At 73.5% G+C, this 19,996-nt stretch carries 19 protein-coding genes and 1 pseudogene; 8 read left to right on the top strand and 12 right to left on the bottom strand.

What is annotated here, in order from left to right; translation table 11 throughout:
- Positions 1-23: 23 nt before the first annotated feature.
- Complete coding sequence (locus ACGFX4_RS37380; protein WP_393084746.1) at positions 24-1,031, bottom strand: agmatine/peptidylarginine deiminase; 1,008 nt, start codon at positions 1,029-1,031, stop codon at positions 24-26.
- A gap of 32 nt (positions 1,032-1,063) precedes the next feature.
- Positions 1,064-2,227, bottom strand: a complete 1,164-nt coding sequence (locus tag ACGFX4_RS37375; protein ID WP_393084745.1) for an agmatine deiminase family protein — start codon at positions 2,225-2,227, stop codon at positions 1,064-1,066.
- Between the two features lie 105 nt (positions 2,228-2,332).
- Here ACGFX4_RS37375 and ACGFX4_RS37370 point away from each other — a divergent pair, with 105 nt between their 5' ends.
- Entirely contained in the window at positions 2,333-2,911 is a 579-nt protein-coding gene (locus ACGFX4_RS37370; protein ID WP_393084742.1) for a TetR/AcrR family transcriptional regulator, read from the top strand.
- Between the two features lie 97 nt (positions 2,912-3,008).
- Here the strand turns inward: ACGFX4_RS37370 and ACGFX4_RS37365 are convergent, their stop codons facing one another.
- The 5 genes and pseudogenes from ACGFX4_RS37365 to ACGFX4_RS37345 all read right to left on the bottom strand — a co-directional run bounded on the left by ACGFX4_RS37365 (position 3,009) and on the right by ACGFX4_RS37345 (position 7,748).
- Positions 3,009-4,430, bottom strand: coding sequence for an APC family permease (locus ACGFX4_RS37365; protein ID WP_393084740.1), 1,422 nt, complete (start codon positions 4,428-4,430; stop codon positions 3,009-3,011).
- Between the two features lie 29 nt (positions 4,431-4,459).
- Positions 4,460-4,762: pseudogene (locus ACGFX4_RS37360) on the bottom strand (urease subunit alpha); the annotation flags it as partial.
- Positions 4,763-4,794: 32 nt separating this feature from the next.
- Positions 4,795-5,937 (bottom strand): agmatine/peptidylarginine deiminase, encoded by a 1,143-nt coding sequence (locus ACGFX4_RS37355; protein ID WP_393084737.1) that lies wholly within the window; start codon positions 5,935-5,937, stop codon positions 4,795-4,797.
- 52 nt (positions 5,938-5,989) lie between these two features.
- The gene (locus tag ACGFX4_RS37350; protein ID WP_393084735.1) at positions 5,990-7,015 is read right to left on the bottom strand and encodes an agmatine/peptidylarginine deiminase; all 1,026 of its coding nucleotides are present in this window, start codon (positions 7,013-7,015) and stop codon (positions 5,990-5,992) included.
- 154 nt (positions 7,016-7,169) lie between these two features.
- Positions 7,170-7,748 (bottom strand): TetR/AcrR family transcriptional regulator, encoded by a 579-nt coding sequence (locus tag ACGFX4_RS37345; protein WP_393084732.1) that lies wholly within the window; start codon positions 7,746-7,748, stop codon positions 7,170-7,172.
- Positions 7,749-7,973: 225 nt separating this feature from the next.
- Here ACGFX4_RS37345 and ACGFX4_RS37340 point away from each other — a divergent pair, with 225 nt between their 5' ends.
- Positions 7,974-9,590, top strand: a complete 1,617-nt coding sequence (locus tag ACGFX4_RS37340) for a serine/threonine-protein kinase (RefSeq protein ID WP_393084729.1) — start codon at positions 7,974-7,976, stop codon at positions 9,588-9,590.
- 89 nt (positions 9,591-9,679) lie between these two features.
- Here the strand turns inward: ACGFX4_RS37340 and ACGFX4_RS37335 are convergent, their stop codons facing one another.
- Positions 9,680-10,924 carry an NAD(P)/FAD-dependent oxidoreductase gene (locus ACGFX4_RS37335; protein ID WP_393084726.1) on the bottom strand — a complete coding sequence of 415 codons (1,245 nt, stop codon included), beginning with the start codon at positions 10,922-10,924 and terminating at the stop codon, positions 9,680-9,682.
- 212 nt (positions 10,925-11,136) lie between these two features.
- Here ACGFX4_RS37335 and ACGFX4_RS37330 point away from each other — a divergent pair, with 212 nt between their 5' ends.
- The 3 genes from ACGFX4_RS37330 (at position 11,137) to ACGFX4_RS37320 (ending at position 13,769) form a co-directional block, all read left to right on the top strand.
- A complete protein-coding gene (locus ACGFX4_RS37330) occupies positions 11,137-11,901 on the top strand; it encodes an SDR family oxidoreductase (RefSeq protein WP_393084723.1) in 765 nt (254 codons plus the stop codon).
- A gap of 75 nt (positions 11,902-11,976) precedes the next feature.
- On the top strand, positions 11,977-12,855 hold the full coding sequence (locus ACGFX4_RS37325) for a helix-turn-helix transcriptional regulator (RefSeq protein WP_393084720.1): 879 nt from the start codon (positions 11,977-11,979) through the stop codon (positions 12,853-12,855).
- Positions 12,856-12,917: 62 nt separating this feature from the next.
- Positions 12,918-13,769, top strand: a complete 852-nt coding sequence (locus tag ACGFX4_RS37320) for a DUF817 domain-containing protein (RefSeq protein WP_393084717.1) — start codon at positions 12,918-12,920, stop codon at positions 13,767-13,769.
- Here the strand turns inward: ACGFX4_RS37320 and ACGFX4_RS37315 are convergent.
- Positions 13,742-14,218: a hypothetical protein gene (locus ACGFX4_RS37315; protein ID WP_393084714.1), complete on the bottom strand. Its 477-nt coding sequence runs from the start codon at positions 14,216-14,218 to the stop codon at positions 13,742-13,744. The genes ACGFX4_RS37320 and ACGFX4_RS37315 overlap by 28 nt on opposite strands.
- The gene (locus tag ACGFX4_RS37310; protein ID WP_393084711.1) at positions 14,205-15,113 is read right to left on the bottom strand and encodes a LysR family transcriptional regulator; all 909 of its coding nucleotides are present in this window, start codon (positions 15,111-15,113) and stop codon (positions 14,205-14,207) included. Before ACGFX4_RS37310 ends, ACGFX4_RS37315 begins: the two co-directional genes overlap by 14 nt.
- Before the next feature lie 128 nt (positions 15,114-15,241).
- On the opposite strand from ACGFX4_RS37310, the gene ACGFX4_RS37305 reads away from it, so the two are divergent.
- Complete coding sequence (locus ACGFX4_RS37305; protein ID WP_393084708.1) at positions 15,242-16,123, top strand: NAD(P)H-binding protein; 882 nt, start codon at positions 15,242-15,244, stop codon at positions 16,121-16,123.
- Between the two features lie 12 nt (positions 16,124-16,135).
- On the opposite strand, the gene ACGFX4_RS37300 is transcribed toward ACGFX4_RS37305, so the two are convergent.
- Positions 16,136-16,873, bottom strand: a complete 738-nt coding sequence (locus ACGFX4_RS37300) for an SDR family oxidoreductase (RefSeq protein WP_393084706.1) — start codon at positions 16,871-16,873, stop codon at positions 16,136-16,138.
- A 93-nt stretch (positions 16,874-16,966) separates the two neighbouring features.
- Between ACGFX4_RS37300 and ACGFX4_RS37295 the strand changes: the two genes are divergently transcribed.
- Complete coding sequence (locus ACGFX4_RS37295; protein ID WP_393084703.1) at positions 16,967-17,830, top strand: LysR family transcriptional regulator; 864 nt, start codon at positions 16,967-16,969, stop codon at positions 17,828-17,830.
- Positions 17,831-17,853: 23 nt separating this feature from the next.
- Here ACGFX4_RS37295 and ACGFX4_RS37290 read toward each other — a convergent pair whose 3' ends face one another.
- Positions 17,854-18,660, bottom strand: a complete 807-nt coding sequence (locus ACGFX4_RS37290) for an alpha/beta fold hydrolase (RefSeq protein WP_393084700.1) — start codon at positions 18,658-18,660, stop codon at positions 17,854-17,856.
- Positions 18,661-18,797: 137 nt separating this feature from the next.
- On the opposite strand from ACGFX4_RS37290, the gene ACGFX4_RS37285 reads away from it, so the two are divergent.
- Positions 18,798-19,862 (top strand): polyprenyl synthetase family protein, encoded by a 1,065-nt coding sequence (locus ACGFX4_RS37285; RefSeq protein ID WP_393084826.1) that lies wholly within the window; start codon positions 18,798-18,800, stop codon positions 19,860-19,862.
- The last annotated feature ends 134 nt before the right edge of the window (positions 19,863-19,996 follow it).

The following is a 19,996-nucleotide window of genomic DNA, read 5'->3' as shown; positions in this document are numbered from 1 at the left end:
GGTGGTTCCTCCTCTGGGGAATGTCAGGCGCGGGCGGCGGGGATCTGCTGGGTGATGCAGTGGACGCCGCCGCCGCCGAAGGCGACGACCCGGGCCCGCACGCCGACGACCTTGCGGCCCGGGTAGGCGGCGGCGAGCACGGCCAGCGCACCCTCGTCCGCGGGGTGGTCGGCGATCGGCACGACGACGCCGCCGTTGGCCAGGTAGTAGTTGAGGTAGCCGACCTCGGTGCGCTTCCCGTCGACCTCGACGAACGCGGCCTGCGGGACGTCGACGATCTCGAACGGGCGGCCCTGCGCGTCGGTGGAGTGCTCCAGCACGGCGCGGTTGGCCCGCATCCGCACGTAGTCCGGGTGCTCCGGGTCGGCGGGCAGCTGGACGACCACCTTGCCGGGCGCGGCGAAGGCGCACACGCCGTCGACGTGCCCGTCGGTCTCGGTGTCCAGCAGCCCGCCGTACGGCAGCCAGACGACCTTGGTGACGCCGAGTCGGGCCTTCAGCTCCGCCTCGACCTCCTCGCGGGTCATGTCGGGGTTGCGGTTGGGGTGGAGCAGGCACTGCTCGGTGGTGATCAGGGTGCCCTCGCCGTCCACGGTGATGGCGCCGCCCTCCAGGATCATCTCGGAGCGGATCGCCGGTACACCGAGCCGGTCGAGGATCAGCGCGCTGACCCGGTCGTCGGCGTCCCACGGGGAGTGCTTGCGGCCCCAGGCGTTGAACCGGAAGTCCACGCCGGCCCGGTTGCCCTCCGCGTCGACCACGAAGATCGGCGCGGAGTCGCGGAACCAGGAGTCGTCCAGCGGAAGCTCGACCACCGTGATGCCCTGGTCGCCGCAGATCGCGGCGGCCTGCTCGCCGTGGCCGGGCGGGGCCACCATGGTGACCGGCTCGAACTCGGCGATGGCCCGGGCCACCTCGGCGTACTCCTGCTGGGCCTCGGTCAGGACGTTGCCCCACAGGTCGGGGCGGACGGGCCACGCCATCAGGCAGCCCTGGTGCTCGGTCCACTCGGCGGGCATGCGGTAGGTCACAGCTAGTTCCTCTGGTTCGGGGGGAGGGTGGGTCAGCGCGGGACGACGGGCTGGGACTGCGTGGCGCAGTGGATGCCGCCGCCGCCGCTCGCGATGTTGTCGATGTTGATCTGGACGATGTCCCGCGTCGGGTAGGCCGACTGCAGGATCGAGTACGCCGTGGAGTCCGCGTACGAGTCGCCGAACTGCGGCATCAGCACCGCGCCGTTGGCGGTGTAGTAGTTGGTGTAGCTGGAGAGGAACTCCTTGCCCGTGCCGCGGATGTACCGCTTGTCGGGGCCGGGGAGCTCGGTGACGGAGAGCCGGCGGCCCTGGGCGTCGGTGGCGCTCTGCAGGATCTGCTTGGTCTCGTTGTAGACCGCGACCCACTGGGCGCTGACGCCCGGGCCGGGCTGGTCGAGCATGACCTTGCCGGGCGCGATGAAGCGGGCCAGGCAGTCGATGTGGCAGTCGGTGATGTCCTGGCCGGCCAGGCCCGGCACCCAGATCACCTTGCTGACGCCGAGCGAGAACTTGAGGTCCTGCTCGACCTGGGCCTGGGACTTGCCCGGGTTCCGGTTGGAGTTGACCAGCGAGCTGACGGTGGCCAGCAGGGTGCCCTCGCCGTCGGTCTCCAGCGAGCCGCCCTCACCCACGAACGGCGCGGTGATCCGCTCGACCCCGTACTCGGCGAGCAGGCTGCCCGCGGCGGCGGCGTCGTTGGCGAACGGCTGGTAGTACGGCGTGCCGGTCTTGCCCCAGCCGTTGAAGTTGGTGTCCAGACCGGCGATCGCGCCGGGGGCGGTGAGGAAGGTCGGGCCGAAGTCGCGGATCCACAGGTCGTCGTTGGGGATCTCCAGCACCGTGATGCCGTAGTACGCGCCGGTGCCGCAGCTGTACCGGGCGTCGGCGGCCTGGCCCGGGCGGGCCAGCACCACGACCGGCTCGTAGCGGGACAGCTGGTAGGCGACCCGGGCGATGTCGGTGCGGACGTTCCAGAGGCTGTTGCCCCAGACCGAGGAGAGGGCCGGCCAGGCCATGAAGGTCCGGGTGTGGCGGCCGTCCTCGGCCGGCATCCGCAGCTGCGCGCCGTTCGCCGCGGTGGCGGCGCGGGCGGCGGTGGCGGGCAGCAGCCCGCCGAGGGCCACGGCGGGGACGGCGGCCGCGCCGAACTTCAGGAGGCTGCGCCTGGAGGTGGGGGTCTGGGAAAGGTTCATCGGTGGCTCCCTTGCAGTGGGGGTTGAGGGGAGTGCGGTGTGCCGCACTCTTTCATTGAACTGAAAATTCAGTCAAGGGCCTGGATGCGGGTAGAGTGACCGTCCATGTCGGACCGTCGAACAGGGATACTCACCGCCGCCACCCGCGTCATCGCACGTCGGGGCGTACGCGGGCTGCGCGTGGAAGAGCTCGCGGCAGAGGCGGGTGTGTCGACCTCGCTGATCTACTACCACTTCGGCGACCGCGCGGGCATCCTGCGCCGGACGCTGGAGTTCATCAACGACCGCGCCGACCGGTACACCGCCGAGCGGATGTCCGACAGCGACCCGGACGACGCCCGCGCCGACCTGGAACAGGTCCTGCTGCTGGAGCTCCAGGACCTCGCCGAGGTGCGCGAGAACAGCACCGCCTGGGGGGAGTTGAGGGCGAGCGCGGTCTTCGAACCGGACCTGCGCGAGGAGCTCGCCCGGGCCACCCACACCTGGGTGCACGAGATCGCCGAGCTCATCGGCCGCGCCGACCCGGCCGGCACCGCCCCCGCCCACGCGGCCGCCGCCGAGCGCCTGACCGCCCTCCTGGAGGGCCTCAGCGTCCGCTGGCTCAGCGGCGCCCTGCCCCTCGACCACGCCCGCCACCTCCTCCGCGAGGCCATCGCGGTGGAACTCGGCCGGGCCGAAAACTGACCAAAACTTCGGTCGATCCCGAGCCCCGCCAGGGGCTCGGGGCTCTGTCGAATTGCGGCTCCGCCGCGGGGCGACGCCAACCGCATAAGAGGCCGAGCTAACGCACGTGGCCGACCACGCGTTCGGCTTCACGAACCTCCGGCCCTTGCTCCTCCAGGTCCGCCGGCAGGCTGAGCACCCAGTGCGTCGCACTGCGCGGCCGCAGGTACACCAGCCAGTACCCGGCGCCCAGCACCAGCACCGCCCCGGCGACCATCAGGTCCCGCGGAGTCTGCTTGGTCAGCGCGAACCCGAGCACCGCGATCGTCGCCAGCGGCGCCACCGGCCACAGCGGCATCCGCCAGTTCCCCGCGCCGCCGTGCCGTGCCCGCCGGGCGACCAGCGCGGCGCAGCCGAGCAGCAGGTAGACCACGCTGATCGCGACGCCGGTGAACCCGAGCAGGTCCTCGATCGGTACCGCGAGCGCCAGCGCGACGCCGGGCAGGCCGACGGCGAGGGTGGCGGCCCAGGGCGAGCCGAAGCGGGTGGAGACGGAGCCGATCAGCCGGTTGACGGGGGCGGGCCAGGTGCGGTCGCGGGCGGAGGCGTAGAGCACCCGTCCGTTCTGCAGCACCATGACGATGACGGCGTTGAGGATGGCGAGGGCGACGCACAGGCTGACGAAGGTGGCGACGGTGCTGCCGGCCCAGGACTCGACGACGGCGGAGAGGTCGCCGGCGGCGAGCTGGTCCGGGGAGGAGACGCCGAGGCAGATCGCGGCGACCGGCAGGGTGATCAGCACGACGCCGGCCAGCAGCGACCAGAGCACGGTCCGGGCGACGGTGCGCCGCGGGTCGCGGAGGTCCTCGGACAGGTAGACGGCGGTACCGAAGCCGTTGTACGTGAACAGCGCGACGGCGAGCCCCGAGATCAGCACCCCGGTGGTGAACGGACTGGTGCCGCCGTTGCCGTCCGGGACGACCGCGTGCACCAGGCTCCCCAGCGGCTGCTGGACGTGGGTGAAGCCGAGCACGCTCACCACCGCGGCCGCCAGCACCTCCAGCCCGAGGAACATGCCGGTGATCAGCGCGTTGGCCTTGATGTCGAGGACGCCGATCGCGACGGCGAGGGCCATCACCACGGCGCCGGTCACGGCCGCGTCGAGCTTGACGATCGGGGAGAGGTACTCGGCGGTGCCGAGCGCGATGATCGGCGGTACGACGATCAGCGAGACCGCGGAGAGCACGAAGACCAGCCAGCCGGTGAACCGGCCGAGCAGTTGCCCGACGATCGAGTACTCGCCGCCGGCGGTGGGCAGCAGGGTGCCGAGTTCGGCGTAGCAGAGGCCGACGCCGAGCGAGACCAGGGCGGCGACCAGCAGGGTGACGACGGCGCCGCTGCCCTGGCTGCTCAGCAGCGGGGGGACCACGATGAACAGCGAGGACGCCGGGGTGAGGCAGGAGAGGGTGAGCAGTACGGCGCCGAACACGCCGAGTGAGCGGGGCAGCGCGGTGACGCCGCCGCCGGGGGTTGCGGTCATCGGACCTCCTGGGGGTGAGGGTGGGGTGGTCACAGGAAGTAGAGGCGGCTGAGCGGCACGCTGTCGGCGGGCTCGGAGCGCAGCGGGCCGCCGTCCGGGAGGACGGCTCCGGTGCGGTGGTCCACCTCGACCGGTCCGGTGCGGGCGTTGCGGACGAGGTCGCGGGGGCCGGTGCCGAGAGGTCGGCCGGGGTCGGCGCCGTGGGCGCCGAAGAGCGGTCCCATGACCAGGGGCCGGCAGGTGTCCGTGGCGGCGTCGGGATCGCCGGTGACACCGTACGCGGGGACGCCCGCCTTGAGAACCGTCTGTGGTTTCGCACAGAGACGGGCGGGGGCCACGTCGCGTCCGTCGGGCCGGGCCCGGTTCACCCGCCGAGCGCGGGCAGGTCGTGGGTGGCGCAGTGGATGCCGCCGCCACCGCCGGCGATCGCGTCGATCCGGACGGGGACGATCTCGCGGTCCGGGAAGTGCTCCTTCATCATCTGCTGCGCCCGGTCGTCGGCCCGGTCGTCGCCGAACTTCGGCAGGTAGACGCCCTTGCTGCCGATGTAGAAGTTCATGTACGAGGAGACGAAGGCGTCGCCGCGCCCGGTGATCCGGTCCGGGTCGGGCTGCGGCAGCTCGATCACCTCGATCGGCTTGCCGCGCGCGTCAGTGGCGTCCTTGAGGACGTCCTTCGCCTGGTCCGCGGAGCGCGACCACACGTCGGCGGGCAAGCCGGGGAAGGCCTGGTCGAGCAGGACGACGCCGGGGGCCACGAAGCGCATCAGGCAGTCCACGTGCGCGTCGGTGATGTCCTGGCCCTTCACGCCAGCCAGCCAGATCACCTTGGTGACGCCGAGCGCCGCCTTGAGCTCCTGCTCGACCCGGTCGCGGGACATCCCGGGGTTGCGGTTGCCGTTGACCACCGAGCTCTCGGTCAGCACCAGGGTGCCGAGGCCGTCGGTCTCGAAGGAGCCGCCCTCGGCGACGACCGGGGTCTGGATCCGCTCGATGCCGTACTGCTCCAGCAGGGCGCGGGCGAGCTTGCCGTCCCGGCCGTGCTCCTGCTTGTTGCCCCAGCCGCTGAAGTTGAAGTCGACGCCCTTGACCTTGCCGCCCTCCTCGACGAAGACGGGGACGGTGTCGCGGGCCCACAGGTCGTCGACCGCCAGTGGGACGACCTCGACGTCGCTGCCGCACGCCTTGCGGGCGGCGTCCGCCTGCTCGGGCCGGGCGAGCAGGGTGACCGGCTCGTGGGCGCCGATGGCGGCGGCGAGGCCGGCGATGTCCTTCTGGACGTCGCGCAGCTGCTCGCCCCAGACGTTCTCGGAGCCGGGCCAGGCCATGTAGGTCCGGGTGTGCTTCTCCCACTCGGCGCCGAGCCGGCGCCCGTTGGGTGCGGTCGGCGGCGGGCCGTCCGCGCCCTCGCCGTCGAGGTCGGTGCAGGCGGTCAGGCCGAGCGTGAGGACGCCGGCGCCGGCGAGGGTGCGCAGCAGGGTGCGGCGGGACAGGGCGGAGACGGACAACGAGTCCTCCGTTGAGCGGTTTCGAGCAGTGAGGGTGGGGAGGTGCCGACGGTCAGGGCAGCGGCTCGTGCATGGTCGAGCAGTGGATGCCGCCGCCTCCGCCCATCAGGCGGTCGACGTCGAGCTGGACGACCCGGCGGCCGGGGAAGGCCGCGGCGAGGGTCTGCCGGGCGGCCTCGTCCCGGGCCGGGTCGCCGAACTGGGCGGTGATCACGCCGCCGTTCACCAGGTGGAAGTTGAGGTACGAGTCGACGAAGGTCGACTTCCGCGACCGGACGGTCTCCGGGCCGTCGACCCGGATGACCTGGAGCCGGCGCCCGCGGGCGTCGACGGCCCGCGAGAGGATCGCGAACTGCTCGCGGGCGTCGCGCGCCCACACGTCGTTGCGGTCCCGGGGCGGCAGCTGGACCATCACCACGCCCGGCCGGACGAACCGCGAGGTGACGTCCACATGGTTGTCGGTGATGTCCTTGCCCTTGATGCCGGGCAGCCAGATCATCGTGTCCGCGCCGTAGGCGTCGAGGACGGCGTCCTCGATCTCGTCGCGGCTCATGCCCCGGTTGCGGTTCTTGTTGACCAGGCTGCTCTCGGTGGCCATCACGGTGCCGTCGCCGTCGGTCTCCACCGCCCCGCCCTCGCCGACGAAGTCGGCCCAGCGGAGCTTCAGGCCGCGGTGGCGGGCGATCCGCTCGGCGGCCCGGGCGTCGTCGCGGTGGACCTGCTTGTCGCCCCAGCCGTTGAAGTTCAGCGAGACGGCGTCCAGGCCGCCGTGGCCGTCGAGGCGGAAGACCGGGGCGATGTCGCGCATCCACAGGTCGTCGGTGGGCACGGCGGTGGTCACCTCGACCGTCGGTCCGCACAGGCCGCGGGCCTCGCGGGCCGAGTAGTCGTCCGGGACGCACATGACCACCGGCTCGAAGGCGGCGACGGTCCGCGCGATCAGCGCGATGTCCTCCTGCACGCCGCCGAGCTGCCGCCCCCAGACCGACTTGCGGGAGGGCCACGACATCCAGGTCCGGGCGTGCGGCACGTCGTCCGCCGGCACCCAGGGGCTGTGGTCGTCGCTGTGGTCGTTCATGAAGTGCTCCGAGTCCAGTGTCGCTCGTGGTGGCCCACAGCGTGGCACTGACTGAAAAATCAGTCAAGCTCGGAGAGTCGAGCCCGCCCGGACCGGGAAGCAGAACGCCCGGACCCGCCGGAGGAACGGCGGCCCGGGCGCGGTGGAGCCGGCGTCAGCGGGCGAGCCGCGCCAGCTCCACCTCGATCGCCTCGCCCATCAGCGTCCGGGCGTGGCCCAGCGGCAGGCTGCCGCTCAGCCAGCGCATGCTCAGCCCCTCCAGCAGCGCGGTCAGCCGCTCGGCCGCCGCCGCCAGCGCGGTCGCCGAGTTGATCGGGTGCACCTGGCCGATCAGCTCGGCGATCTCCTGGACCCAGCCCAGGGACGCCCTGGCCAGGTCCTCGCGCAGCGAGTCGTCGAAGACCGCGCTGGCCCGCAGCTCGCCCCAGGCGGTGCTGTTCTCCCGCACCTCGGGCGCGTCCTGCAGCTCCAGCAGCAGGGTCTGCTCCAGCTCCTCGCGCGGGGTGAGCGGCGGCGCGTCCGGGTCGCGCTCGGTGGTGTAGCGCTCCGCGCGGTCGTTGATGAACTCGAGCGTCTGCCGCAGGATGCCCGTGCGGTCCTTGAAGTGGTAGTAGATCAGCGCCGTGGAGACGCCCGCCTCGGCGGCGAGCTCCTCGACCCGCAGGCCGCGGACACCGCGGCGGGCGATCACGCGCGCGGCTGCTTCAAGGATGGATGTTTTACGACTGGCCACGGTGGACCACCCTACTGGGCGACGGCCCCGGTGATCGAGACTGTGACCTGACTGTTTCATCAACGCCGCGATCAGCGCACGGACCGGGACGTTTGCACGCGCACCGCCATCGAACCGGGCGATTTCCCCGCCCGCGCCCACCGGCCGCCTCGATCAATCCTGACGGAATCTATAAACTGCGTGGCCCCAGCCGTACTCCCCCTCTGTTCCAGCCGAGAGAGCACGATGCACGCACACCGGTCCGCGGCCGCGCCCGCACCCACCTTCCGCCCCCTCGAGGCCGACGACCCGGTCGAGGTCGGCGGCTACCGGCTGGTCGCGCGCCTCGGCGCCGGCGGCATGGGCCGGGTCTACCTCGCCCACACCCCCGGCGGCCGCCCGGTCGCGCTCAAGGTCGTCCGGCCCGAACTCGCCGAGGACCCGGAGTTCCGGCTGCGCTTCGCCCACGAGGTCGCCAGCGCCCGGCTCATCCACGGGCTCTACACCGCGCAGGTCGTCGACGCCGGGCCGGAGGACCCCACCCCCTGGCTGGCCACCGCCTACGTCCCCGGACCCTCGCTGCACCAGGTCGTCCACGACAACGGGCCGCTGCCCGAGCAGACCGTCCTGCTGCTGACCGCCGGCATCGCCGAGGCCCTCCAGGCCATCCACGCCGTCGGCGTCGTCCACCGGGACCTCAAGCCCGCCAACGTGCTGCTCGCCGCCGACGGCCCCCGGGTGATCGACTTCGGCATCGCCCGCGCCGCCGACGCCGTCGCCCTCACCGGCGCCGGACTGCGGATCGGCTCCCCCGGCTACATGGCCCCCGAGCAGGCCCTCGGCCGCACCGCCACACCCGCCACCGACGTCTTCGCCCTCGGCGCGCTCGCCGCGTACGTCGCCGGCGGCACCCCGCCGTTCGGCCGCGGGCCCGAGTCCGGGGCGCTCTACCGGGTCGTCCACGAGGAACCGGACCTGGACGCCGTCCCGCCGGTCCTCGCCGGCCTGGTCCGGCACTGCCTCGCCAAGCACCCCGAGGACCGGCCGACCACCGCCCAGCTGATCGGCGCCGTCCACCACGCCCTCGGCGGGCAGCCCTCCTTCACCGACGGCTGGCTGCCGCAGCAGGTCCGCACCGAGATCAACCGGCGCACCGACCTCCCGCGGTCCCCCTCCGAGGCGCGCACCCTGCTCGTCCCGCCCCCGACCCTGCACGGCGCACCGACCGCCGCCGCACCGGCGCCCGCGCCCGCGCCGGTGGATCCGCCCGCGTCGCGGCGGCGCACCGGCCGGCGGACCGCCGTCACCGCCGCCGTGGCCGCCCTCGCCCTGCTCGCCGGGATCGGCGGCACCGCCTCCTACCTGCTCACCAACGGCGACGAGGACGGCTACGAGGCCACCCCGGAGCCGAGCACCGCCGTACCGACCCCCTCGGCCGCCCTCCCCTCCCCCTCCCCCAGCCCGACCGCACTGCCCTCCACCGCCGCCGGGTACACCCTGGTGTACGGCGGCCGGGAACTCGTCTCGCCCGACCACAGCTACGAGTTCGACCTCAAGACCGGCACCGTCGTGGCGGAGGAGACCGCCAGCTGGTTCGTCAGCCGCACCGCATCCGAGTTCGTCATCGCCGACGCCAACGACGCCTTCACCGCCGAGACCGCCCGCCTCGGCGCCGCCGACTGCCTGAAGGGCCTCGACAGCCGCCCCGCCGCCCGGCTCGACTTCACCGGCCTGGCCGGCCGCTCGTTCTGCGTCCGCAGCCAGGACGGCCGCGACCTCGCCCTGGTCCGGCTGCTCTCCGCCGCCGCGGGCGACGGCCCGGTCCGGATCTCCGTCGACTACTACCGCCGCGGCACGGACTGACCCCGCGGCAAAGCGGCGGCCGGGCCGCCCGCCCGTGCCCGACGCCCGCTACCTGCAGCAGCGTCGGCTCGCCGAGCGGCCGGACGGGCTCACCCCCGGTGGGTGAGGTTCACGTACGCCGACCTCGCCAGGACGGCGGGGTTCAGGAAGCGCGCCGGCCCGATCAGCCGTGAGGCGAAGCGGTGCATGTGGCGGGCCAGGTCGGCGTCCCGCGCGGCCGCCGCGAACACCAGCCGCTCGGCGGGGTTGAACGGGCGGGCCTTGGCGAAGTCCGCGGCCATCAACTGGTGGGCCGTCAAGCGGCGGTGGCGGCGCGCGTACACCGCGAGCGCCCGGTCGAGGCCGCCGCGGCCGGCCGCGGCGGGGGCGACCGCCTCGGCCAGCCACTGCGCGGACTGCAGGGCCCAGCCGCACCCCACGCCCCACAGCGGGTCACCGGTCAGCGCGGCGTCGCCGATCAGCGCGAGGCCCGGCGCGGTGGGCCTGCGGCTGTGCAGCGGGTAGTCCACGGTGCCGATGATCTTCGAGACGCGCTCGGCGGAGTCGATCGGCGGCGCCTCGGGCAGGCCGCGGACGAACTCCAGGAAACTGCCCTCCCGGTCCTCCCGGAAGGCGGGCAGCTTCTTCTTGTCGGGGAGCACCGCCAGCACCGTCACCCCGTCGTCGTTGGGGAACGCGTACGCCATGTCCGGTTCCAGGAACCAGGTCTGGCCGATCCCGCCCTGCAGCGGCAGGTTGCGGAAGTGCGCCAGGTAGCCGAACCGGGTGTTCTCGAACTGCCGCGTCGCCACCTTCGCGTACTTCGCCACGGCCGAGTCCTTGCCGTCGGCGCCGACCACCAGCCGGGCCCGGAACTCCCGCTCCCCGCCGTTCGGCGAGGAGGCCGTCACCCCGACGATCCGCCCGCCCGTCCACACCACCCCGGTCACCTGGTGGCCGAGCAGCAGGTCGACGCCGGGGGTCTCCGCCGCAAGGGACCTGATCAGCGGGTCGAGGGTGCTGCGCCGGACGTTGTACGCGTACGGCAGCGGAGGCCCGCCGGGTGCCGGCTTCGGCTCGATCCACCCCCAACGCGTCCACCAGCGGGCGTCGTTGTGCACCGCCCCGGCCTCCTCCAGCGCGGGTACCAGGCCCAGTTCGTCCAGCACCGGGTAGGCGTTGGCGGTGATCGAGTGGGTGCACAGCACCTTGTACGCCGAGGGGTCCGAGCGGCGTTCCAGCAGGGCGACGCGGACACCGCGCCGGGCGAGCAGGATCGCCGCGGCGCAGCCGGCCAGGCTCGCTCCGCCGATCACGACGTCGTACTCGGGTGGCGCGTCCTGAGGCATGGTCATGTGCTGGTGCTCCCTTCGGAGGGTGGAGCCTTGAGGAGCAACTGCTCCCAGGAACATGAGGCATTGTCAAGTATGCCTACCGGCCGGTAGGCCCCGGCCGGGGCGCTGACTGGTCCTGGCGGTCCCAGGAACAGGTGAGCCCTGGCTGCCCCTCGGCGCGCGGCGGAGAGTTGTCCCCGTCAGCCAGTACCGACCGCTCCCTGGAGAAGACCGTGAGCAACACCGCCCGCACCGCAGCCCGTACCGCCGTCGTCACCGGCGCCGCCAGCGGCATCGGCACCGCGACCGCCCGCGCCCTGGCCGCCGACGGTGCGCGCGTCGCCCTGCTCGCCCGCCGCACCGACCGGCTCGACACCCTCGCGGCGGAGATCACCGCCGCCGGCGGCCAGGCGATCGCGGTCACCGCCGACGTCACCGACCAGGCCTCCGTCGACGCCGCCGTGAAGGCCGTCCACGACGCCTTCGGCCGGGTCGACCTGGTCGTCAACAACGCCGGCGTGATGTTCCCCAACCCCGTCGCCGCCGGCCGGGTCGACGAGTGGACCCGCATGATCGACACCAATCTGACCGGTGTCCTGCGCGTCCTCGACGCGTTCACCGCCGACCTCACCGCGGCCGCCGCCGACGGGCAGCCCGCCGACCTGGTCAACGTCTCCTCGATCGCCTCCCACATCGCCTTCCCCGACTACGCCGTGTACGGCGCCACCAAGGCCGCGGTCACCCAGCTCTCCGCCGCCCTGCGCACCGAACTCGGCCCGCGCGACGTCCGGGTGAGCAACATCGAGCCCGGCCTGACCGACACCGAACTCCCCCACGCCATCGACAACCCCGAGCTGCGCGGCCAGCTGGACGGCATGTTCCAGCAGATCCCCTCCCTCACCGCCGAGGACATCGCCGAGCTGATCGCCTTCACCGTCAGCCGCCCCAAGCACGTCAACCTGCGCCACACCGTGATCCTCCCGACCCGCCAGGCCTGACACCTCCCGCGGCCGTGCCGAGCCTGGTCCTGACAGGACCAGGCTCGCCGCCGACGGATCGGGCACAATCGGCCCATGAGCCCAACGATCGACCTCGGCGCCTTCCTCCGCTCCCGCCGCTCCCGGCTGCAGCCCGCGGACGTCGCCCTGCCCGACTTCGGCGGCCACCGCCGCGTCGCCGGGCTGCGCCGCGAAGAGATCGCCCAACTCGCGGGCGTCAGCGTCGACTACTACACCCGGATGGAACAGGGCCGCGTCGCCAACCCCTCCGAGCTCGTCCTGGACTCGCTCGCCCGCGCCCTGCGGCTCAGCGAGGACGAGACCCGCCACCTCCGCCGGCTCGCCCAGCCCCGCCCGGCCACCCGGCGCACCTCGCGCACCGCCCGCACCGAGCAGCAGCACGTCCGGCCCATGCTCCGCCGCCTGCTCGACGAACTCCGCGACGTACCCGCCATGGTGATGGGCCGCCGGATGGACGTCCTCGCCTGGAACGCCGCCGCCAGCGCCCTCCTCGGCGACTTCGCCACCCGCCGCGCCGCCGAACGCAACATCCCCCGGATCACCTTCCTCGACCCCGCCGCCCGCGAGCTCTACGCCGACTGGACGGCCTGCGCCCGGGAGAACGTCGCCTACCTCCAGCTGGAGGCCGGCCGCCACCCCGACGACCCGCAGCTGGCCGGCCTGATCGGCGAACTCTCCATGAAGAGCCAGGACTTCCGCCGCTGGTGGGCCGAACAGCCGGTCCAGGACAAGACCTCCGGCGTCAAGCGCTTCCACCACCCCGTCGTCGGCGACCTCGACCTCACCTACGAGACCCTGCGCTCCACCGAGGACCCCGAGCAGGCCCTCATCACCTACACCGCCGAACCCCGCACCCCCTCCCACGACGCCCTCCACATGCTCCTCGCCTGGGCCGCCCCCACCAGTCCCGTCCCCTCCCGCCCCGCCCCCTGACCCGGGCCGGGTCTGCGCGAGGGCGGGGAAACCATCCGTACCCGACGCGCGTCCCCTGCTGTATGCAGGCAGCAAGATCGACTCAGCTCCGCCGAGCCACCCACGGGCTCGGCCAGTTCGTCCGCTTCGGCCTCCGCCAGGCGGCGAGCTGCGCGTTCGCCGTGGCACTGCTCGCCGGGGTGGGCGCGTCCAAGCTGCTGCCCGAACTCCCGGTGGCGCGCTACGACCTGCTGTTCGGGTACGGGGTGCTGCTCAGCGCGGCCTGCTGGCTGGTCGGCTGGGAGCGGCCCCGGGACCTGCTGGTGATCGGTGGCTGCCACCTGCTCGGCCTGGTCTTCGAGTGCGTCAAGGTGGCCCAGGGCTCCTGGTCCTATCCCGAGCCCGCCGTACTGAAGTTCGGCGGCGTACCGCTCTACGGCGGGTTCATGTACGCGGCGGTCGGCAGCTACATCTGCGCCGTGTGGCGGCTGCTCAGACTGGAGCTGACCGGGTACCGGCCGCTGGCGACCGCGGCGGTGGCGGGCGCACTGTACGTCAACTTCCTCAGCCACCACTGGCTGCCGGACATGCGCTGGCCGCTGGCGGCCCTGCTGCTCGCGGTCACCGCCGGGGCCAGGGTCAACTACACCGTCCGCGACCGCGGTTACTGGATGCCGATGCCGCTGAGCTTCGTGCTGGTCGGCTTCTTCCTCTGGCTGGCGGAGAACATCGCCACGTACCTCGGGGCGTGGCGCTACCCGTACCAGGAGGACGGCTGGGAGCCGGTCTCGCTGCAGAAGTTCGGCGCGTGGGCGCTGCTGTGCAGTGTGCTGAGCGTGCTCGGCGCGGCCGTTCACCATGAACGGCGTGTGCGCCCGACCCGGCCGCGTCGTCGGCCCCGGGTCCGTCAGTCGGCGGTCGGGCGCGGACGGTAGGGCACGTAGTCGACACGTCGCCCCCAGCGCGTCCAACCGGGCAGGGGCAGGAGGCTCGCGGGGGATTCATGGCTGGTCTCCACCTCGCTGCTGCCGTCGCCCAGGGTCACCGTCACTTCGCACCGGCCCGAGGCGAAGACGGCCGTGGCATCGCCTCGCAGGAGGGCGGCGACGATCTCCTCCACGAACACCATGTCCTCTTCGGACCCGCCCAGTTCCCATCTCACGTGACCGGCGTCGACCCCGAGGACGATGTCGGCGGGGTCTCCCGCGGCCAGCCACCAGAAGCCGAGCGGACCTTCGTGCCCGGGACGGACGAAGACGGACCAGAACCATCCGTCGTCCTTCTCCTCGATCTCGGCGACGCCGTCGAGGTCCCGTCTCAGTCGCTCGACCAGGGCCTCCAGCCTGCGGCGTACCGGATCGATGTCCGTCTCATCGTGCTGCACGGTCCCGGACTCCCTGGTTGTTCCCTCGGATGTTCCCTGCCACGGTGCAGGCGGCGCGGACGAAGGCGGCGACGGCCGCTGAGCGCGCGTCCTGGGGCCACGCCACGGCCAGGGTGGCGTCCGGGAGGTCGCCGACCGGGCGGTAGGCGACGCCGGGCCGCGGGTAGCGGCGGGCGACCGAGGCCGGTGCGAAGAACACGACGCTGCCCGTCTCGACGAGGCTGAAGATCTCCGACAGGTTCGACGCGGGCCGCACCGCCTCGGGGCGGCGGGCGTGCTCGCCGGAGCGGCCGCGGTCGGCCGGGGCGCCGTCGGGGAGCGTGCGGCCGGCCAGGTCGTCCAGGCGCAGCTCGGTCCGGGCGGCGAGCGGATCGGCGGCGGCAAGGGCGACCAGGACCGGCTCGGTGAGCAGCGGCTCGCTGTCCAGGCCGCGGCCGTCGAAGGGGCACAGGACGAGTGCCACGTCGGCGAGTCCGTCGCGCAGGGTCTGGGCCTGCTCGCCGAACCCGCCGAGGACCAGCTCGGGCGGCAGGGACGCCTCGTCCGCTCCGTAGGCATCCAGGATCTGCGGCAGCAGCCCGCCGTCGACATCCGCCTTGAGCGCGACCCGCAGCCGCGGCGCCGCACTGCCCGCCTCCCGGGCCCGGTGGGCGGCGGCGCTCACCGCCTCCAGTGCCGTCCGGGCGTCGCGCAGCAGGACCTCCCCGGCCGCGGTGAGCCGCACCTGCCGGGTGGTCCGCTCGAACAGGGCCACCCCAAGCTGCCGCTCGACGTCCCTGATCGTGCGCGACAGCGGGGGCTGCGCCATGCCCAGTCGCGCGGCGGCGCGTCCGAAGTGCAGTTCCTCCGCGACCGCGACGAAGTAGCGCAGGTGCCGCACCTCCAGGTCATTCATATCCCCAGGGTATCAATGGCGACCGAGACGGTCCTTCACCTGCGGCGTTGTGCCCGTTTGACTCGAAGGCGAGCGGCGACGCCCCGCCGGGCCTCCGCAATCGACACCGCGCATCCATGGAGGACTTCATGATCGTCATCACCACGCCCACCGGCGACATCGGCGCCCAGCTCGTCGACCGGCTCCTGGACAGCGGCGAGTCACTCCGGGTGATCGTCCGCGACCCCGCCCGGCTGCCCGCACACGTACGCGCCCGCGCCGAGGTCGTGCCGGGCTCCCACGGCGACCCCGACACGATCGCGAAGGCACTCGCAGGCGCCGACCGGCTGTTCTGGCTCGTCCCCCCGGCCGGATTCCACGACGCCGTCGACGCCCGGCGCCACTACCTGGACTTCACCCGGCCCGCCTGCCGCGAAGCCGCGAGCCGGGGTGTGCGGATCGTGGGCGTGACCTCGCTGGGCCACGGCTACCCGGGCAGGGCCGGACTCCTCTCCGCCGCGCTGGCCATGGACGAACTGATCGGGGCGAGCGGTGCTCCCTACCGGGCCCTGGCCCTCCCGTTCTTCATGGAGAACCTGCTCCACCAGGCCGCCGCGATCACCGAACAGGGCACCTTCTCCCTGGCGAACACCGCGGACCGGCCGCTGCCGACCGTCGCCACCCGCGACGTCGCCGCCGCCGCGGCCGCGCTCCTCCTCGACACCGGTTGGAGCGGCCGGGCCCGCGTCCCCCTCACCGGCCCCGACGACCTCACCCCCGACGCCATGGCCGAGGTCATCTCCGACACCCTGGGCCGCACCGTCCGCTACCGACAGCTCCCGCTCTCGGACCTCCGTGCCACGATGCTGGGACGCGGCGCCGGCCCGGCCCTGGCCCAGGACATGGCCGACATGGTCGAGGCGCAGAACAACGGCATCTACGACGCCGAACCTCGCGACCCGGGCACCGCCGGCACCACCGGCTTCCGCCGGTGGTGCGAGCAGAACCTCGCGCCGGCTCCCCGGTCCTGACGCCGCCTGCGGTCACCAGGGGACGACGCCGTCGTCCTCGAAGAAGGAACCGGTCGGTCCGCCGTCGGGGAGGGTGGCGAGCCGGATCGGGGTGGCAGCGCCCTGTGCGGCGGTGCGGGATCCGAAGAAGCCGGTGAAGTCGGTCGCGACCAGGCCCGGGCAGGCCGCGTTGATGAGGATCCCGGTGCCGGCGAACTGTCGGGCGTACTGCAGGGTCAGGGCGTTGAGGAAGGACTTCGACGGTGCGTAGGCCGCCATGACGGGGCCGACCTCGACGTCCGGGTCGGCCTGCCGGGCCAGGGAACCGACGCTGCTGGAGACGTTGACGATGCGCGGCGAGGCGGAGCGCCGCAGCAGCGGCAGCATCGCGTTGGTCACCCGGACGACGCCCAGGACGTTGGTGTCCACGACGGTGCGGACCACGTCCAGGTCGAGCGCCGTCGGCTCCTGCAGCCATCCCGGGCCCATCTCGCCGGGGATGCCGGCGTTGTTGACCAGGGCGTCCAGGCGTCCGGCCAGTCGTTCGACCAGTTCCGCGGCGGCGGTGACGCTGTCGTCGTCGGTCACGTCCAGGGGGACGCCGAAGGCGTCCACACCGTCGGCGCGCAGCTTTTCGACGGCGGCTTCGCGTCGGGTCGCGTCGCGGGATCCCACACCGACGCGGTAGCCGAGGCGGCCCAGTCCGGCCGCGATCTCGTAGCCGATGCCCTTGTTCGCGCCGGTCACCAGCGCGGTGTTCGTTTCGTTCATGACGATGATGCTGGCCGGTGGGCGGGTGGTGCGGCCAACACCGGTTCGGTGCGCTGTCATACCCGGCGGGTATCACGGCGTATGCTGCGTGCCGTGGACACCCTGGAGACCCGCGAGTTGAGGTACTTCGTCGCCGTGGCCGAGGAGTTGCACTTCGGGCGCGCCGCCGAGCGTCTCGGCATGGCCCAGCCACCGCTCTCGCGGGCGATCCAGCAGCTCGAACGGCGCCTGGGAGTCTGCCTGTTGGAGCGCAACCGCCGCGGTGTCCGGCTGACCGGCGCCGGCGAGGTGCTGCTGCAGGAGGGACGGGCGGCCCTCGACGCGGCCGCCGCCGCCGTCCGCCGCACCCGGCGCACCGGTGGTGCCGACGGTCCCGGCGGCCCCCGCGACCGGCTGGTGCTCGCGGTGAAGGCCGCCGCGTCCCACGAGCTGCTGCGCAAGCTGCTCGACGCCTACGCGGCCGAACCCGGCAGCGCCGAGGTCGAGGTGCTGCTGTGCGGCATGTGCGAGCAGGAGGAGCTGCTGCGCGACGGACGCGCCGATGTCGCGCTGATGCACACGCCGTGGAACTCCCTCGCCGGATTCGACAGCGAGGCGCTCACGACCGAGGGACAGGTCGCCCTCCTGCCGGCCGGGCACCCGCTGGCCGCCCGCAAGACCCTGTCCCTGGCCGACATCAGGGACGTCCCCGATCTGCCGCTCGCCCGCTGGCCCACCCACGGCACCTACGCGCCCGGCCCGGGCCCCGAGATCCACAACCAGACGCAACTGGCCCAGCTGATCGCCCTCGGACGCACGGTGGCCGTCGTCCCCGACTCCGCCCGGTCCTGGCTGTGGGCCGAGCACGCGGCCGTCCCCCTGACCGACGCGCCCCCCGTCGTGACCCACATCGCCTGGCCCGCCCACAGCCGTTCCCTCGCCCTGGCCGCCCTGGTCCGCACGGCCACCCGGCTCTGACCGGCCCCCTGCCGTCAGGCGTTTCAGGTCGCAGACCGGCCGATCCCGTCGTTCGGGGCCGCCCGGGCCGTGACCTCCTCGATCGCGCGCAGGATCGCGTCGGGCGCGCGCAGCGGCGGGAGGTGGTCGACCCCGGGCAGCCGGACGAGTCGGCAGCCGAGCCGGGCGGCCGTCTGCTCGGCGCAGTCGACGGCCGGCGGGAGGTCGAGGTCGCCGACCAGCACCACGGCGGGCAGGGCGGACAGTGTGGTGAGCCGGTCGAAGACCGGCGGGTCGGGCCGCTGGTGGATGTCCTCGCCGGGCCAGGCCCGGGCGGCGGAGCGCAGTTGGGCGGTCGCCGCCGCGTCCGCGCCGGCGGCCGCCCATTCACGCAGGCCGTAGGCGGTCAGCCCGTCCAGGTCGTCGGCGGCCACCAGCCGCTCGTACTCGGCGTCCGACTCCGGGTCGTCCGGCCAGGGGAAGCCGGGTACGCCGGGGCAGACCAGCACCAGCGACTCCACCCGCTCGGGCTGCTGGAGTGCGAACCCGAGCGCCGTCCCGCCGCCCATGCTGCATCCGACCAGGTGGACCCGGGCCGGCCCGAAGTGGTCGAGGACCGCGCGGAAGTCGTCCAGCACGGAGTACGCGGCGTCGGGCGCGGGCGATCGGCCGTAGCCGCGCACGTCGTAGCGGATCACCCGGTACCGCGCGCCCAGTTCGGGCAGCAGCCCGTCCCAGATCCGCGAATCACCCACCCCGGGGTGCAGCAGCACCAGGGGCGGCCCGTCGCCCCCGCTGTCCGCCGCCCACACGTCCCCGTCACCCACCCTGATCAACCCGTCCCATGCCATGGCGGTCATTGTGCGGCCACGATCCGTACCTCGCACCGGAATTAGCGGCAGTCGACACCCCGCCCGCCGGGCGGGCCGCTCGGCGGGGCGACCGGGCGTGCGAGGCTGGTGCGGTGAACGACGATCTCTCCGCCCTGATGCGGCGCGCGGCCGGCCACCAGCGCCGGTTCGACGAGCGCTTCGCGGCGTACTTCGACTCGCTGGTCGGCCGACAGGGCGGCCTGGACCTCCCGCCGTACGGCGCGTTCCCTGCGCGGGCGCTCGACCTGGTGCGGGAGTTGGCGCTGCGCGGTGGGAAGCGGCTGCGGGTGGTGGTGCTGCACGAGGCGGCGGCGCTGGTGACCGGCGAGGAGGTGGCCGGGCTGGACGAGGCGGCGATCGGCATCGAGTTGCTGCACGCGCACGGCCTGATCCACGACGACATCATCGACAACTCGCCGGTGCGCCGGGGCGGCCCTTCGACGTACTACGCCTACCGTCACGAGTTCCCGGACCGTCCGGACACCGCGCTGGCGCTCGCCGTCCTGGCGGGCGACCTGGCCGCGTTCCTGTCGATGCGGGTCCTGCTGGCCGGTGGCCTGCCGCCGGCGCTCGCGGTGGCCCTGGCGGCGGTGCACGCGGACGTGGGGGCGAGCACGGTCGCCGGGCAGATGCTGGACCTGGAGCGGGACTTCCGTCCGGACCCCGACCTCCCGCTGCTGCACGCGGTCACCGAGTACAAGTCCAGCCGGTACTCGGTGCTGGCGCCGCTGCGGATGGGCCTGCTCGCCGCCGGCGCCGACCCCACACCGCACGACGGCGGGTTGAGCGCGTACGCCACGGCGCTGGGCATCGCCAATCAGATCCACGACGACTGGCTCGACCTGTTCGGCGATCCGGGGTCCATCGGCAAGTCGGCCGGGTCCGACATCCGTTCCGGGCGGCACAGTTACGCGGTCCGCGCGCTGCTGGCCGCCGTCGACGCGGGCGAGCGCAAGGTGCTGGACTCGGCCCTCGGCGACCCGGGATGCGACGACGACACCCTCGACCGCGTCCGCGACATCGCGCGGACGCACGGCGTCGACGCGGCGCTGCGCGCCGAGGCCGACCGCTACGCGCGCGAGGCGGCGGCCGTCGCCGGCGGCTGGCGGGGGCACTGGCGCGCCGAGGCCGTGACGTTCTTCGAGCACCTCCCGACCTGGACCGTCGCACGCGACCGGTAGCACCGACCTTCGGAGCACCGAGCTCCAGAACACCGATCTCCGGGGGGGGGGGGGGGGGGGGGGGGGGGGGGGGGGGGGGGGGGGGGGGGGGGGGGGGGGGGGGGGGGGGGGGGGGGGGGGGGGGGGGGGGGGGG

The sequence above is a fragment of the Kitasatospora sp. NPDC048365 genome (genome assembly GCF_043200835.1).
Classification (GTDB): domain Bacteria; phylum Actinomycetota; class Actinomycetes; order Streptomycetales; family Streptomycetaceae; genus Kitasatospora; species Kitasatospora terrestris.
Note: the sequence above shows the minus strand (reverse complement) of the source record. Positions and strands in the feature narration are given on the sequence as shown.